The sequence below is a fragment of the Micromonospora sp. NPDC007230 genome, assembly GCF_042869115.1.
GTDB lineage: Bacteria > Actinomycetota > Actinomycetes > Mycobacteriales > Micromonosporaceae > Micromonospora.
In genome coordinates this window covers 145,792-160,425 of record NZ_JBIAFE010000019.1, presented here as the reverse complement: position 1 = coordinate 160,425, position 14,634 = coordinate 145,792, and the positions used below count along the sequence as shown (strand labels likewise).

At 72.2% G+C, this 14,634-nt stretch carries 15 protein-coding genes; 7 read left to right on the top strand and 8 right to left on the bottom strand.

The genetic code is table 11. The features are described 5' to 3' along the window. Positions 1 to 135 precede the first annotated feature (135 nt). On the top strand, positions 136 to 543 hold the full coding sequence (locus tag ACFYML_RS25140; protein WP_387422957.1) for a hypothetical protein: 408 nt from the start codon (positions 136 to 138) through the stop codon (positions 541 to 543). A gap of 116 nt (positions 544 to 659) precedes the next feature. On the opposite strand, the gene ACFYML_RS25135 is transcribed toward ACFYML_RS25140, so the two are convergent. Next, a complete protein-coding gene (locus ACFYML_RS25135) occupies positions 660 to 1,115 on the bottom strand; it encodes a VOC family protein (protein WP_387422956.1) in 456 nt (151 codons plus the stop codon). Between the two features lie 180 nt (positions 1,116 to 1,295). Continuing rightward, the gene (locus ACFYML_RS25130) at positions 1,296 to 2,243 is read right to left on the bottom strand and encodes a helix-turn-helix transcriptional regulator (protein WP_387422955.1); all 948 of its coding nucleotides are present in this window, start codon (positions 2,241 to 2,243) and stop codon (positions 1,296 to 1,298) included. 90 nt (positions 2,244 to 2,333) lie between these two features. Between ACFYML_RS25130 and ACFYML_RS25125 the strand changes: the two genes are divergently transcribed. Continuing rightward, a complete protein-coding gene (locus ACFYML_RS25125; RefSeq protein ID WP_387422954.1) occupies positions 2,334 to 3,011 on the top strand; it encodes a VOC family protein in 678 nt (225 codons plus the stop codon). Between the two features lie 169 nt (positions 3,012 to 3,180). Continuing rightward, a complete protein-coding gene (locus tag ACFYML_RS25120) occupies positions 3,181 to 3,957 on the top strand; it encodes an HAD-IIB family hydrolase (protein WP_387422953.1) in 777 nt (258 codons plus the stop codon). A gap of 57 nt (positions 3,958 to 4,014) precedes the next feature. Here ACFYML_RS25120 and ACFYML_RS25115 read toward each other — a convergent pair whose 3' ends face one another. After that, positions 4,015 to 4,860, bottom strand: a complete 846-nt coding sequence (locus ACFYML_RS25115) for an SDR family oxidoreductase (RefSeq protein WP_387422952.1) — start codon at positions 4,858 to 4,860, stop codon at positions 4,015 to 4,017. 116 nt (positions 4,861 to 4,976) lie between these two features. Between ACFYML_RS25115 and ACFYML_RS25110 the strand changes: the two genes are divergently transcribed. Continuing rightward, on the top strand, positions 4,977 to 5,339 hold the full coding sequence (locus ACFYML_RS25110) for a winged helix-turn-helix transcriptional regulator (protein WP_387422951.1): 363 nt from the start codon (positions 4,977 to 4,979) through the stop codon (positions 5,337 to 5,339). A 126-nt stretch (positions 5,340 to 5,465) separates the two neighbouring features. Further along, entirely contained in the window at positions 5,466 to 7,247 is a 1,782-nt protein-coding gene (locus tag ACFYML_RS25105; RefSeq protein WP_387422950.1) for an adenylyl cyclase, read from the top strand. Positions 7,248 to 7,501: 254 nt separating this feature from the next. On the opposite strand, the gene ACFYML_RS25100 is transcribed toward ACFYML_RS25105, so the two are convergent. Together ACFYML_RS25100 and ACFYML_RS25095 are read right to left on the bottom strand one after the other, a co-directional pair. Beyond that, positions 7,502 to 8,095: an ATP-dependent Clp protease proteolytic subunit gene (locus ACFYML_RS25100; protein ID WP_387422949.1), complete on the bottom strand. Its 594-nt coding sequence runs from the start codon at positions 8,093 to 8,095 to the stop codon at positions 7,502 to 7,504. 136 nt (positions 8,096 to 8,231) lie between these two features. Beyond that, a complete protein-coding gene (locus ACFYML_RS25095; protein ID WP_387422948.1) occupies positions 8,232 to 8,816 on the bottom strand; it encodes a helix-turn-helix domain-containing protein in 585 nt (194 codons plus the stop codon). A 40-nt stretch (positions 8,817 to 8,856) separates the two neighbouring features. On the opposite strand from ACFYML_RS25095, the gene ACFYML_RS25090 reads away from it, so the two are divergent. Continuing rightward, positions 8,857 to 8,979, top strand: a complete 123-nt coding sequence (locus ACFYML_RS25090; protein WP_387422947.1) for a hypothetical protein — start codon at positions 8,857 to 8,859, stop codon at positions 8,977 to 8,979. Next, positions 8,976 to 9,992: a potassium channel family protein gene (locus ACFYML_RS25085; protein ID WP_387422946.1), complete on the top strand. Its 1,017-nt coding sequence runs from the start codon at positions 8,976 to 8,978 to the stop codon at positions 9,990 to 9,992. The genes ACFYML_RS25090 and ACFYML_RS25085 overlap by 4 nt, the downstream gene beginning before the upstream one ends. Positions 9,993 to 10,097: 105 nt before the next feature. Here ACFYML_RS25085 and ACFYML_RS25080 read toward each other — a convergent pair whose 3' ends face one another. The 3 genes from ACFYML_RS25080 to ACFYML_RS25070 form a co-directional block, all read right to left on the bottom strand. Next, positions 10,098 to 11,132 (bottom strand): 2-oxoacid:ferredoxin oxidoreductase subunit beta, encoded by a 1,035-nt coding sequence (locus ACFYML_RS25080; protein ID WP_387422945.1) that lies wholly within the window; start codon positions 11,130 to 11,132, stop codon positions 10,098 to 10,100. Next, entirely contained in the window at positions 11,125 to 12,972 is a 1,848-nt protein-coding gene (locus ACFYML_RS25075) for a 2-oxoacid:acceptor oxidoreductase subunit alpha (protein ID WP_387422944.1), read from the bottom strand. Before ACFYML_RS25075 ends, ACFYML_RS25080 begins: the two co-directional genes overlap by 8 nt. A 250-nt stretch (positions 12,973 to 13,222) precedes the next feature. Continuing rightward, a complete protein-coding gene (locus ACFYML_RS25070) occupies positions 13,223 to 14,620 on the bottom strand; it encodes a hypothetical protein (protein WP_387422943.1) in 1,398 nt (465 codons plus the stop codon). Positions 14,621 to 14,634 lie beyond the last annotated feature (14 nt).

Here is a 14,634-nt window from a genome sequence, read left to right as displayed (position 1 = left end):
ATCCGAATTCGACACTCAGATGATCACCGATGAGCTGCGAGCCCTTCACGCTCGGGCCGGCTCCAGCAGCGAACCCCGCTCAACTTCGAAGAGCCCCTGTAATCCAAAGAGGACGGCAAAATCGGTGGGCGCGCTATGGTCGACGGCATCAAGCAGCTGACCGTCGAGAGCGTGCCGGTCGTGCCGGCCGTGGCCCTCGTCGTCGGGGCAGTCGTCGGACTGCTGTTCGTACGCCGGCAGTTGCGGCTGGGGACGCCGCTGCTGGACCTGCGGCTGTTTCGCAACCGCCCGTTCACGGTCGTACTCGTCGCGCTGGCCTTCGCCGGGGTCGTCATGGCGGGTACGGGCCTGATGGTGATTCAGTACCTGCAGAGTGTGCTGGGCTTCTCGCCGGTCGCGTCGGCGGTGCTGTTCGCACCCATGGGCCTGGCCTCCGCAGTCGGCACCATGGCCGTGTCGGTGCTGACTTGGCGGATGAGGCAGCCGACCGCGATCGCGGGTGGGCTGGTGAGTTCGGCGCCGGGCTGGCCGTACTGGTCCTGACCATGCGCCCGCCAACCCGGACCACCGCGGCCACGCTCCCCGACTACGAGGCGACTCGCTCATGAAACCCTGCCAAGGTCGGCGCTGCTCGTCGGTGCTAACCAGGTGGGAGCGTCTCAGCTCGAACTGGCGGGTTTGTCGGCGTAGACGCCCTGCAGCATCCCGGTGGCCTGCCCGATCTCGATGAGGTAGCCGTCCGGGTCGCGGAGGTAGCAGCGCACCTCGGCCTTGCGGTCGAGCGGCTCGGTCAGGAACTGCCCGCCCTTGGCCCGGGTGTCGGCATAGAAGGCGGCGATGTCGGCCACCCGGACGTTGAGGAACGCGGAGACCGGGTCGCCCGGCTCATGCGGGGTCAGGGTGATGTCGGGCTTGTCTGGGGTGGGCCCGCCGCCGGGGTTCATGATGATCCAGCTGTTGGCGATCTTGACGATTGTCGGATTCTCGGCGAGAACGATCTGCCCACCGAAGATGTCGGCGTAGAACTTCCGCGAGACGGCGACGTCGCGCACGGTGAGGAAGTGTGTGACAACCAGACCCTGCCGTGGCGCGGGAAGATCGTCGCGGTCCACCATCGGGCTCTCCTCACGGTCGCCTGGTCCTGCCGACGTAGGGGTCTACGCCAGCCTCCCAGCTCTGTTGTCGCCACATAGGCGGCTTCAGAAACTCCCGCCGGACGGGGAATGGTCCGCCATCACCGACCGGCAAGGTGGCCAGCGGGCTTGATCATGGGCCGGCGCGACAGCGCCACGTGATCAGTATTGAGCCGCAGCAGCGCGTAGCTCCTCGACCACCCGCTCCCGAAGGTGGCCCGGTGCCAGCACCTTTACGGCGGTGCCGAGGCTGAGCAGTGCCGACAGTGCCCACCCTTCGTTCTCGAACGGGATGGTCAGCTCGACCGCCCCGGTCGCGGTGACCGGGACCCGGTCCTTCCCGGGGCCGGGCACCAGCCGACGCAGGCGGGGCAGGGCCCGGGCGGCGACGCGTACGGTGACCTCGACGGCGGGCTCCTCGTCCTCCAGGGCCCGGCGCGCCTCGGTCCACGATCCGGCGAGGTCGAACCGGGGCGGGCGGGCGACCGGCTCGTCAAGGACGTCCACCGCGCGCATCCGGGAGACCCGGTAGGTGCGTCGCCGGCCGTCGCGCAGGGCGACCAGATACCAGTCACCGGCGGCGAGCACCAGCCCGAGCGGGCCGACCTCGCGGGTGGTGGGCCGCCCGTCGCGGACGTACTCGATGCGGGCGCGGCGGTCGCGCCAGACCGCGTCGGCGAGTTGGGGGAGGCAGGGCACCGGCTCGGGGGCGCCGTACCAGCGGGTCGGGTCGAGGTGGAAGCGCTCGGCGGTCCGGCCGGCGCGTTCCCGGGCCTCGCCGGTCAGGCTGGCCCACACCTTGACCCGGGCGCCCTCCAGCAGCTCGCCGAGCCCGAGCTGCTCGGCCGGGCCGGCGAGCCCGAGGAACGCCAACGCGCCGGCCTCGTCCAGGCCGACGCCGGTGAGCCGGGTCCGGTAGCCGCGGTCGAGGCGGTAGCCACCCGCCGGCCCGCGGCTCGACCGCACCGGAATGCCGGCGGCCACCAGCGCCTCGACGTCGCGTTGCACCGTACGCTCGCTGACCTGCAACTGCCGGGCCAGCTCCCGCCCGCTGGCCTGGCCGCGCACCTGGAGCTGCAACAGCAGGGTCATCATCCGCGACGCACGCACGGTCCCATGATTGCCGACGTATACGACAGAGGGTGTCGGGAACTCGGGTGAGACTCGGTGGACCGAGACGCATCACCGAGGGAGAAGACGTTGTCGGAGCGGATCACGCCGGGGCAGTTCCATGCGGCCGCCGGGGTCGAGGAATGGCGGGTGCTGGGCGAAGGGGCGTGTGCCTGGTTCCGTACCGGCTCGTTTGCGGCCGGTGCCCGCCTTGTCCGGGCGATCGGCGAGCTGCCCGGCCTCGACGACCACCATCCGGACGTCGACCTGCGGCACGGCGGGGTGGCCGTCCGGCTGATCACTCTCACCTCCGACTACTACGGGCTGACCGGGCGCGACCTCGAGCTGGCCCGGCGGATCTCGGCGGTGGCCCGGGAGCTGGGCGTACCCGCCGACCCGTCGGCCGTGCAGACCGTGCAGGTCACCATCGACGCGCTGGTCGGCCCCGAGGTGACGCCGTTCTGGCGCGCCCTGCTCGGCTACGTCCACCGGGCCGGCAGCCCTGAGGACCTGGTCGACCCGCGCGGCCGGGGGCCGGCGTTCTGGTTTCAGGCGATGGACGCGCCGCGACCGCAACGCAACCGGGTCCACGTCGACGTCTGGGTCCCGTACGACCAGGCCGAGGCCCGGGTGGCGGCGGCGCTGGCGGCCGGCGGGCGGCTGGTCAGCGACGCGGACGCGCCGTCGAACTGGGTGCTGGCCGACCCCGAGGGCAACGAGGCCTGTGTCGGCACGGCCGGCTGGCCGGTTGCCGGCGGTGCGGCGTGACGCCGATCGGGTGCTGCCGTGTTGTCCGGGCCCGGTCATACTCCCCGCGCTGTTACGCTCCGCGCGGGAGGACTGCGTACCGTCACGTTCTGGACTCGCGGCCGGCGGAGGGTGTCACATCGGTACCCTGCTAGTCCTGGCCTGCCCGCGACGACATGGTGGTTTGTTGATGAACGATCTTCGAGTGGTGGCGTTCGACCTGGACGACACCCTGGCCGTCTCCAAGTCGCAGATCGATCTTCGCATGGCGGAACTCCTCGGCCACCTGCTCACCGAGGTGGACGTTCTGATCATCTCCGGTGGCCGGTTCGAGCAGTTCGAGGCGCAGGTGCTGGCCCACCTCGAGCTCACCGAGGAGCAGCGCAACCGGCTGCACCTCATGCCGACCTGCGGCACCCGCTACTACCGCTGGCGGGACGGCGACTGGCGGCTGGTCTACGCCGAGGACCTGAGCGAGGCGGACAAGGTCCGGATCGTCGCGGCGCTCACCGAGTCGGCGAAGGCGCTCGGCCTCTGGGAGGACCGGACCTGGGGCGACATCATCGAGGACCGGGGCAGCCAGATCACCTTCTCGGCGCTGGGTCAGTCCGCCCCACCGCAGGAGAAGTACGGCTGGGACCCGGACGGCAGCAAGAAGAAGCGGCTCCGGGACGCGGTCGCCGAGCAGTTGCCCGACCTGGAGGTACGCGGCGGCGGCTCCACCTCGATCGACGTCACCCTCAAGGGCGTGGACAAGGCGTACGGCATGCGCAAGCTGCTGGAGTGCCTGGACCTGAAGCACGACAACGTGCTCTTCGTCGGCGACCGGCTGGACCACGGCGGCAACGACTACCCGGTCAAGGCGATGGGCATCCAGTGCCACGCCGTCACCTGCTGGGAGGAGACGGCCGACTACGTGCAGGTGCTCGTCGACGACCTGGTCCGGCGGCACGCCCAGCGGGCGTAACCGCCGAGCCCGGAACCGGGGCCCCAGCGCGTGCTGAGGCCCCGCTGTCCAGGCGGCTCAGAGCGCTGCGCGGATCGCCTCGGCGAGCGTGGTCGGCGTGCGGCCGAGCAGCTTCGCCAGGTCGTCACCGACCTCCAGGTCGCCCTGGGCGAGACCGCGGTCGCCGTCGGCGAGCACGGCCGCGTACCCCTCGGGCAGGCCGGCCGCGACCAGCAGTTCGGTGAGCTTGTCGACCGGCAGGTCGAGGTACGACACGCTGTTGCCGCTCTGCCGGGAGACCTCGGCGGCCAGCTCGGTCATGGTGAACGGCGAGCCACCCAGCTCGTACACCCGGTTGGTGTGCCCCTCGGTGGTGAGGACGACGGCGGCGGCCTCGGCGTAGTCGGCGCGGGTGGCGGCGCTGACCCGGCCGTTGTTCGCCGCGCCGGCGACCCCGTGCTGGAGGTACGTGGGGAGCTGCCCGGTGTAGTTCTCCAGGTACCAGCTGTTGCGCAGGAAGACGTGCGGCAGGCCGGAGTCCAGGATCAGCTGCTCGGTCGCCTTGTGCTCGGCGGCGAGCACCAGGCTGGAGGTGTCCGCCTTGGCGATGCTGGTGTAGACGACCAGCCCGACGCCCGCGGCCTTGGCGGCGGTGATCACGTTGCCGTGCTGCACCACGCGCCGGCCGACCTCGCTGCCGGAGACGAACATCAGCTGCTCCGCGCCGGCGAAGGCGGCCTGCAACGACTCGGCGTCGTCGTAGTCCACCCGCTGGGTGACCAGGCCGCGCCCGGCGAGGCCGGCCAGCCGGTCGACGTCGCGGCCGGCCGCCACGATCTGGTCGGCCGGTACGCCCCGGTCGAGCAGCGACTGGACGATCAGGCGGCCGAGGTGGCCGGTGGCGCCGGTGACGACGATGGACATGGGAACTCCCTGCGGTCGGTGCTGAGAACACTGTCTTCGCACAACAACGGGAACATCGCAGCCTTACTTCCCGTTGGAGAGTAGGCACCTTCAAGTTCGATACGCACCGAAAGAGAGTGAAGCCCGTGCAGGCGGACCCGTTCAACCGGAACTGCGGTAGCCGCAAGGTCCTCGATCGGATCGGCGACCGCTGGAGCGTGCTGATCGTGCTCACCCTCGCCGACGGCGGGAAGCGCTACGGCGAACTGGCCGAGCGGATCGACGGGATCAGCCAGAAGATGCTCACCCAGACCCTGCGCGGGCTGGAACGCGACGGCCTTGTCACCCGTGCCGTGCAGGCCAGCGTGCCGCCCCGGGTCGACTACGCGCTCACCGACCTCGGTCGCAGCCTGCTCGACCTGGTCGCCGGCCTGGAGGCGTGGGCCACCACCCACCTCGACGAGGTGGAGGCCGCCCGGGCCCGCTACGACGCCCGCTGACGGTTCCGGAACCGGCGCACCCTGGCGCGATCGGTGTCGATGGGGTAGGAACAGGGCGTCCCGTCCCGGAGAGCGCTCTCACGGCTCCCCGGCCGATCCCTACCCCACCACCGACAGGGCAGGCAGATGAGACCACTCGACCCCTCCCGCCGCCGTTTCCTCACCCTGACCGCCGCCTCGGCCGCGTCCCTCACCGGCCTCGGGCTCCCCGTTCTCCCGGCCGCCGCCGCGCCCGGCCGTCCCGAGGACGCCGAGCCGGACCTCGGCCCCAACGTGTTCGTGTACGACCCGACCACCCCGATCGAGGAGATCCAGTCCACCCTGGACCGTCTCTTCGCCGCGCAGGAACGCAACGAGATGGGCGCCGACCGGTACGCCGTGCTGTTCAAGCCCGGCCGGTACGAGGTCAACGCGAAGCTCGGCTACTACACCACCATCGCCGGGCTCGGCACCCACCCGGACGACGTGGAGATCCACGGCGCGGTACGGGTGATCGGGCAGCCCGACCCGAACTCGCCGGCCGGCATCTCCGCCCTCACGAACTTCTGGCGCTCGGTGGAGAACCTCGCCGTGACCCCGACCGACTGGTCGAACCAGTGGGCGGTCTCCCAGGCGTCCCCGATGCGCCGGGTGCACATCAAGGGCATCCTCTGGCTGGAGCCGGGCAACGGCGGTTACTCCAGCGGCGGCTACATCGCCGACTCCAAGGTGGACGGCATCACCATCAACGGCTCTCAACAGCAGTGGCTGACCCGGGACAGCGAACTCGGCGGCGACTGGACCAACGGGGTCTGGAACCAGGTCTTCTCCGGCGTGCTCGGCGCGCCCGCGCAGGGCTTCCCGAACCCGCCGTACACCACCCTGCCGACCAGCCCGGTCACCCGGGAGAAGCCCTACCTCTTCGTCGACGGCGCGGGCCGCTGGCGGGTGGCCGTACCCGGGCTCCGGCACGACACCGCCGGCACCAGCTGGGGCGCGGTCGTACCCTCGTTGCCGCTGTCCGCCTTCTTCGTCGCCAGGCCCACCGACTCCGCGCAGCGGATCAACCAGGAGCTGTCCCGGGGTCGACACCTGCTGCTCACCCCGGGCGTCTACCACCTCGACCGGGCCCTGCGGGTAAAGCATTCGGACACCGTCGTGCTCGGCCTCGGCATGCCCAGCCTCGCCCCGACCACCGGCGACGCGGCCCTGCGCATCGAGGACGTGGACGGGGTACGCATCGCGGGGGTACTGGTCGACGCCGGGCCGGTCGAGTCGGAGGTGCTGGTCGAGGTCGGCAAGCGGAACAGCCACCGGTCGCACGCGACCAACCCGATCTCGCTCCAGGACGTCTTCTTCCGGATCGGCGGCCCCTCGGCCGGCCGGGCGGTCACCAGCCTGGTGGTGAACAGCCGGCACACCCTGATCGACAACATCTGGGCCTGGCGCGGCGACCACGGCAAGCCGGGCACCATCGGCTGGACCGTCAACACCGCCGGCACCGGGGTGGTGGTCAACGGCGACGACGTGACCGCGTACGGGCTCTTCGTCGAGCACTACCAGCGGTGGCAGACCGTCTGGAACGGTGAGCGCGGCCGGACCGTGTTCTACCAGAGCGAGTTGCCGTACGACCCGCCGAGCCAGGCCGCCTGGCACAGCCCGACCGGGCGGGGCTGGGCGTCGTACCGGGTCGCCGACCACGTCCGCGCGCACGAGGCGTGGGGGCTGGGGGTCTACTCGTACTTCAACCAGGGCGTCGACATCCGCTGTGACCGGGCGATCGAGGCGCCGCGCCGGGCCGGTGTGCGGTTCCACGACGCGATCACCGTCTTCCTCGACGGCAGCGGCGGCATCGAACGCACCGTCAACGAGGCCGGCACGCCGGTCGTCGGCTCGTACGGCACCAGCCCGGTGATCAGCTACCCGTGAGACGGGGCGCGGGCGCGGCGCGCCGGTGAGGTAACAAAAATTCACCGGAACGCGCTGCGCCCGCTCCACCGTGCACAGGCGCCGTCCCGACCATAGGCTCCGGTGCATATCGAGCCTTCGCGGCCACCCGCGACCGGTGTCGGACGCGATCGAGGGGGCGTGTCCGGCACCGGCCGTCGCCGCTGCCCGCGCACGTTCCGGGCGAACTGCGCCACGCGCGCCCGACCGGTCGCCCCCGTGCCGACCGGCGGTGGTCAGGCGGCGAGCTGCTCGGCTCGGGTGACGACCTGGTCGATGAGGCCGTACTCGCGGGCCTCCTCGGCGGTGAACCAGCGGTCCCGGTCCCAGTCGCGCTGGATCTCCGGCAGCGGGCGCCCGCTGTGCCGGCCGATCAGCTCCTGCATGGTCCGCTTCACGTGCAGCATGTTCTCCGCCTGGATGCTGATGTCGGCGACCGTGCCACCGAAGCCGCCCGACGGCTGGTGCATCATGATCCGCGAGTGAGGGAGGGCGAACCGCTTCCCGGCCGTCCCGGCGCAGAGCAGGAACTGCCCCATCGAGCCGGCCATCCCGAGCGCCAGCGTCGCCACGTCGTTCTTGACGTACTGCATCGTGTCGTAGACGGCCATCCCGGCGCTGACCGAGCCGCCCGGCGAGTTGATGTAGAGGAAGATGTCCCGCTCCGGATCCTCGGCCGCGAGCAGCAGGATCTGCGCGCAGATCTGGTTGGCCGAGGCGTCGGTGACCTCGGTGCCGAGGAAGATGATGCGTTCGGCGAGCAGCCGCTCGAAGACCCGATCGCCGAGGGACGGCTGCCCCTCGTCCAGCATCCAGATGCCGTACCCCATGACCTGACCACCCTCCGTGCCACCGGCGGGCGACGGGCCGCCCGGGAACCGGTGGTCTCCAGCGTCCGGCGGCCGGTGGCTCCGGGCCCAGGGTTTCTGCCCGGGGCAGATCCGCCGTGGGCAGAACCGGCGGGCCCTAGGCCGCGGCCAGTCGCCGCCAGCCCGCCCGGGCCCGCCGCCTGGCCAGCGTGGCCGAGGTACGCGGGCGACGCCGCGCCTCCGTCGGCGCGGGGAACAGCCAGATCCGGGTGCCGGACCCGACGGTCGTCGGCGACGGGTATCCGAGGCTCGCGCCGCCGAGCGGGAACGCGGCCTCCGGCAGCCGCAGCGACCCGCCGAGCAGCGGCGCCGGCAGGGCGGGACGCCGGGCGACGTGCAGCCGGGGTCCACCACCCACCCGCACGTGCGGACCGGTGCGGGGGCCGTGCGCCGCCGGCACCCGGTCCAGCCGGGCCAGGGCCACCCCCGACGTCACCGGCGTCCGCCGCTCGACCTGCCGCAGCTCGTCGCGGGCCTCCTCGAGCAGGTCGGAGAGGTGGATCCCGAGGGCCCGGCAGATGGCGGCCAACACCTCCGAGGACGCCTCCTTGCGGCCGCGCTCCACCTCCGAGAGGTACGGCAGCGACACCCCGGCCGCCTGGGCCACCTCGCGCAGCGTCCGGCCCTGCCGCAGCCGTACCCGGCGGAGCACCCCACCGATCACCCGTCGCAGCAACGACATGCGGGCCTCCTCGCGGTCGTCGTCCCGGGACGTCCCCATCATGCCCCGTCCGACGGCCGGGCACGTCACGCGGGCGCGGACCGCGACCCGGGAGGCCGGCGCTCGCCGCAACGGCTATCTTGTGCTCGTGCAGGTGACCGTGCCGGAGCAGGACCGCCAGTGATCCATTTTCCCGCGCAGCGGCGGGGGCCGCTGAGCGCGCTCAGTCTGCGCCTGCTCGCCGCCCTGGCCCTGGTCTGCGCCGTGGTGGCCGCGGTCTGGCTCGACCGGGACGGCTACCGCGACGTCAACGAGGACGGGATGACCCTCCTCGACTGCTTCTACTACGCGGTGGTCTCGCTCTCCACCACCGGCTACGGCGACATCACCCCGGCCAGCCCCTCGGCCCGGCTGGTCAACGTCGTCTTCGTCACCCCGGCCCGGGTGCTCTTCCTGATCATCCTGGTCGGCACCACCCTGGAAGTCCTGACCGACCAGTACCGGACCGGCCGTCGCCTGTCGCGGTGGAGGAGGACCGTGAAGGACCACGTCATCATCTGCGGCTACGGCACCAAGGGCCGCAGTGCGGTTTCCGCGCTGCTGGAGAACGGGACGGACAAGTCCCGGATCGTGGTGGTGGAGCGGAGCGGTGCCGCGCTGCGGCAGGCCACCTCGGCCGGGCTGGTCGCCATCGAGGGTTCGGCGACCCGGTCGGCGGTGCTGGAGCAGGCGCACATCCGGACTGCCCGCGCGGTGATCATCGCGACCGACAGTGACGACGCCTCGGTGCTGGTGGCGCTGACCGTGCGCCAGCTCACCGCCGGCCAGGTCCGGATCATCGCGGCGGTACGCGAGGCGGAGAACGCCCCGCTGCTCAAGCAGAGCGGCGCGCACCACGTGATCGTCTCCTCGGCGACCGCCGGCCGGCTGCTCGGCCTCTCCACCTCCGCCCCGCCGCTGATCGACGTGGTGGAGGACCTGCTCACCCCGGGGCAGGGCATGGCGCTGGCGATGCGCTCGGCGGAGCGCGACGAGGTGGGCCGGTCGCCGCGCGAACTGGACTCCCTGGTTATCGCGCTGGTCCGGCGGGGCCGGGTGGTGACGCTCACCGACCGGGCCGGTGCGGAGATCGAGACCGGTGACATGGTCGTGTACGTCCGAGACGACCGCCCGCAGGCGACGGCCGCCGCACCCTGATCCGGTTGCCGTCGGGTGCCGCGCGCGTCCGGAATCCTGGCCACAGCTCAACGAAAGGCCCGCGACCGTGGAGGTCGCGGGCCCTTTTCCCGTCTGCGGCGGACGCTAGCCGATCGTCCAGGTGTCACCGCTGGCGAGGAGGCCGGCGAGCTGCTGCTCCGGCGTCTCGTCGACGGTGGCCTTCGCCGTGGCGACCTGCTCCTGCACCACGCTGTCGTACGCCGGGCGGGTCACCGAGCGGAACACGCCGATCGGGGTGTTTCGCAGGTCCGCCCCCGGCAGCCGGGACAGCGCGAAGGCGTACGCGGGGTCGGTGACGCCCGCGTCGTGCACCACGATCTCCTCGGCCGGGGTGGCCGCGGTGTCGCGGACCTCCAGCCCGAAGCCGCCCGGCGGGTGGACGACGCAGAACTGCCCGTCCTTGCCGAACGTGATCGGCTGGCCGTGCTCCAGCCGGATCAGGTAGTCGTCCCGGGTGGCCGGCTCCTTGAGCTGGTCGAACGCGCCGTCGTTGAAGATGTTGCAGTTCTGGTAGATCTCCACGAACGCGGAGCCCTGGTGCTCGGCGGCGGCCCGCAGCACCGACTGGAGGTGCTTGCGGTCGGAGTCGATGGTCCGGGCGACGAAGGTGGCCTCCGCGCCGAGCGCCAGCGACAGCGGGTTGAACGGGGCGTCCGCCGAGCCGACCGGGGTCGACTTGGTGATCTTGCCGACCTCGGAGGTCGGCGAGTACTGCCCCTTGGTCAGGCCGTAGATCCGGTTGTTGAAGAGCAGGATCTTGAGGTTGACGTTGCGGCGCAGCGCGTGGATCAGGTGGTTGCCGCCGATGGAGAGCGCGTCGCCGTCACCGGTGACCACCCAGACCGACAGGTCCGGCCGGGTCACCGACAGGCCGGTGGCGATCGCCGGGGCGCGGCCGTGGATCGAGTGCATCCCGTAGGTGTTCATGTAGTACGGGAAGCGGGACGAACAGCCGATGCCCGAGATGAAGACGATGTTCTCCCGGGGGATGTTCAGCTCCGGCATGAAGCCCTGCACGGCCGCCAGGATGGCGTAGTCGCCGCAGCCGGGGCACCAGCGCACCTCCTGGTCGGACTTGAAGTCCTTGGCGGTGAGCTTGAGGGCGATGGGCTCAGACATTCTTCAGGACCTCTTCCAGCATCGTCTCCAGCTCGGCGGCGGTGAACGGCAGGCCGCGGACCTGGTTGTAGCCGATCGCGTCGACCAGGTACTTCGCCCGGATCACGTGGGCGAGCTGGCCGAGGTTCATCTCGGGGATGACCACCCGGTCGTACGCGCGCAGCACCTCGCCCAGGTTGGCCGGCATCGGGGCCAGGTGGCGCAGGTGCGCCTGGGCGATGGAGAGCCCGCGCTGCCGCAGGCCACGGCAGGCCGCCCCGATCGGGCCGTACGTCGAGCCCCAGCCGAGCACCAGCACCCGGGCGTCGCCGTCCGGGTCCTCCACCTCGATGTCCGGCACCGGGATGGTCTCGATCCGCGCCGCCCGGGTCCGCACCATGAAGTCGTGGTTCGCCGGGTCGTACGAGATGTCGCCGGTCTTGTCGGCCTTCTCCAGGCCGCCGATCCGGTGCTCCAGCCCGGGGGTGCCCGGGACGGCCCACGGCCGGGCCAGGGTCTCCGGGTCCCGCAGGTACGGCAGGAAGGTGGTGCCGTCCTCGCCGTTGGGCCGGCTGGCGAAGTCGACCCGGAGGTCGGGCAGGCTCGCCACGTCCGGCAGCAGCCACGGCTCGGAGCCGTTGGCGACGTAGTTGTCGGAGAGCAGGATCACCGGGGTGCGGTAGGTCAGCGCGATCCGCGCCGCCTCCAGGGCGGCGTAGAAGCAGTCCGCCGGGGACTTCGGTGCGATCACCGCGACCGGGGCCTCGCCGTGCCGGCCGTAGAGCGCCATGTTGAGGTCGGCCTGCTCGGTCTTGGTCGGCATGCCGGTGGACGGCCCGGCGCGTTGCACGTCGACGATCACCAGCGGCAGCTCCAGCGCCACGGCCAGGGAGATGGTCTCGCCCTTCAGCGCCACGCCCGGCCCGCTGGTGGTGGTGACCCCGAGCGACCCGCCGTACGACGCACCCAGCGCCGCGCCGACCGCGGCGATCTCGTCCTCGGCCTGCATGGTGATCACGCCGAACCGCTTGTGCTTGCTCAGCTCGTGCAGGATGTCCGAGGCCGGGGTGATCGGGTACGCCCCGAGGAAGACGGGCAGCCCGGAGCGGACGCCGGCGGCCACCAGGCCCAGCGACAGCGCGGCGTTGCCGGTGATGTTCCGGTAGGTGCCCGGCGCCATGCTGGCCGGCTTGACCTCGTACCGGACGGAGAAGTCCTCGGTGGTCTCGCCGAAGTTCCAGCCGGCCCGGAAGGCGGCCACGTTCGCCGCGACCAGCTCGGGGCGGGCCGCGAACTTGCGCTCCAGGAAGCGCAGCGTCGAGTCGTACGGGCGGGAGTACATCCAGCTCAGCAGGCCGAGCGCGAACATGTTCTTGGCCCGCTCGGCGTCCTTCTTGGACACCTCGTGCGCGGCCAGCGCGCCGATCGTCATCGAGGTCAGCGCGACCGGGTGCACCACGTAGCCGGAGAGTGAGCCGTCCTCCAGCGGGTTGGTCGTGTAGCCCACCTTGGCCAGGTTGCGCTTGGTGAACTCGTCTGTGTTGACGATGATGTCCGCGCCGCGCGGCAGCTCGGCCAGGTTGGCCTTGAGGGCGGCCGGGTTCATCGCCACCAGCACGTTCGGCGCGTCGCCGGGGGTCAGGATGTCGTAGTCGGCGAAGTGCACCTGAAAGCTCGACACGCCCGGCAGGGTGCCGGCGGGGGCCCGGATCTCGGCCGGGAAGTTGGGCAACGTGGAGATGTCGTTGCCCAGTTGGGCCGTCTCCGAGGTGAACCGGTCACCGGTGAGCTGCATGCCGTCGCCGGAGTCGCCGGCGAATCGGATGACCACCCGGTCCAGTTGACGGATCTGCTTGGTCACGCCCGCACCTCGCTTCGCTCAGCGCCGTCACACGGGCGGCTGAACATGATGGTGACCCCGCCTTGCCCGGCCACGTGCCCTCCTTGACGCGCTGCTATCGCGAGCCGTCCGTGCCCGGTTCGGCCCGCTCCATTTCTCACGTCAGAGCCTACGTCGGTCCGTTAGGGCCACCTTGGTGGAGGTCCGACGTGTGGGACCTGCTCGGCCGGCTGTATGCCCGGCTTTGCGGCATTAGTACCGTCACCGTAACTCAGATCACCGCACGCCTGGAGTGGTCCGGCGGATCACTTCGGGTGGCGGCTGCCGCGGCTGGGCCGCCGCTCATCCGGCGGCGCAGCGAGGCGGTCGCCAGGACCAGCGCGAGCACCACCACGAGTCCGGAGGCGGCGATCAGGACGACGGCCGTCCGCACCGGGCTGGCGTCGTCCTCGCCCCCGGCCCGTCCCGCGTGATCCAGCTCGCCCTGCGAGCCGCGCGTACCGCCGACCGGGCTGGCCGGCGCGGCGGCGGAGGTGATCCGGAAGCTCATCTGCACCTGCCGGTCCCGCCCGCTGCGGGGCTCCAGCCGGCCGGCGACCGCGCCGGACAGCGGGGCCCGGCGCCGGGCCTCCGGCGTGGCCGCCACCGGCAGCCGCAGGGTGGCCGTGCGTCCCGCCGGCACGGTGCCCAGGTCACACCGGGTGCGGTCCGGGGCCACGGCGGTGCAGCCGGCGGGCGGGCCGGCCGGGGTCACCCCGTCGGGGAGGACCACGTCGACCCGGCCGGCGGCGTCGACCCGGCCGGTGTTGCCCAGGCGTACCGCCAGGGTGGTCGGGCCGCCGCTGTCGTCGAGGAGCACCTCCTCGGCGCGGAGCGCGATGCCGGGCGCCGGCGGCCCGGGCGGGAAGAGGACAGCGAAGCCCTCGTCGTCGGTGGCCGACCCGCTGACCCCGGGTGCGGTGGCGGTGACCCGGACCGAGCCGGCCAGCGGCATGGACCGCCAGGCGGTGCGGGCGACCCGGACCCGGATCGCGCTGCGGAACCGGGCGCCCGGCGGGGTGGTCCACTCGCCGCAGCGGTAGCTGCCGCCCCCGGCGGGCGCGCAGCCCGCGGTACCCACGTCGGTCAGGCCGGCCGGCAGCGTGTAGCCGAGCCGGATCCGTGCGGTGCTGCCGCCGGTGTTGGTCACGGTCACCCGCAGTGTGGTCACCGCGCGGTCGGCGGTCCAGTACGCCGAGGTCAGCGTGACGTCCTCGGTGGTGACCCGTACCCCCAGCCGAGCGCCGGCCGGCTGACCGGGCGGGGCGGCCGGCGGCGGTGCGGTGGTGGTCGGCGCGGTGGTGGTGGGCGGGGGTTTGCCCGGAGCGGTGCTGGTCGGAGCCGGAGCGGTGCTGGTCGGGGCCGGCGGCGTGGTCCCCGGGGGTGCGCTCTCGGTCGGCGGCGCCGTGGTCGGTGCCGGCTCGGTCGTGGTCGGTTCCCCGGTGGGGGTGCCGCTGCCGGGCTCGGTCGCCGGATCGGTGGCCGCGCGCACCACGCCGGCTGCCGTCGGCGACGCGGTGGCCCACCCGGGCGCCACGCCGAGCGCCGCCGCGAGGCCGGCGGCCAGCGCGGGCGGGAGCAGCACCGAGGTACGTCGGTGCACGGCGGGCCGTACGCGGGGGCGAGTCATCTGTCCTCCGGTGA

Coding starts and splice junctions, on each gene's coding strand:
- ACFYML_RS25090 (WP_387422947.1), top strand. CDS start 8,857: ATGCCCCGTCCGACGGCCGGGCACGTCACGCGGGCGCGGACCGCGACC.
- ACFYML_RS25080 (WP_387422945.1), bottom strand. CDS start 11,132: ATGTCTGAGCCCATCGCCCTCAAGCTCACCGCCAAGGACTTCAAGTCC.
- ACFYML_RS25135 (WP_387422956.1), bottom strand. CDS start 1,115: ATGGTGGACCGCGACGATCTTCCCGCGCCACGGCAGGGTCTGGTTGTC.
- ACFYML_RS25120 (WP_387422953.1), top strand. CDS start 3,181: ATGAACGATCTTCGAGTGGTGGCGTTCGACCTGGACGACACCCTGGCC.
- ACFYML_RS25095 (WP_387422948.1), bottom strand. CDS start 8,816: ATGTCGTTGCTGCGACGGGTGATCGGTGGGGTGCTCCGCCGGGTACGG.
- ACFYML_RS25100 (WP_387422949.1), bottom strand. CDS start 8,095: ATGGGGTACGGCATCTGGATGCTGGACGAGGGGCAGCCGTCCCTCGGC.
- ACFYML_RS25070 (WP_387422943.1), bottom strand. CDS start 14,620: ATGACTCGCCCCCGCGTACGGCCCGCCGTGCACCGACGTACCTCGGTG.
- ACFYML_RS25105 (WP_387422950.1), top strand. CDS start 5,466: ATGAGACCACTCGACCCCTCCCGCCGCCGTTTCCTCACCCTGACCGCC.
- ACFYML_RS25140 (WP_387422957.1), top strand. CDS start 136: ATGGTCGACGGCATCAAGCAGCTGACCGTCGAGAGCGTGCCGGTCGTG.
- ACFYML_RS25115 (WP_387422952.1), bottom strand. CDS start 4,860: ATGTCCATCGTCGTCACCGGCGCCACCGGCCACCTCGGCCGCCTGATC.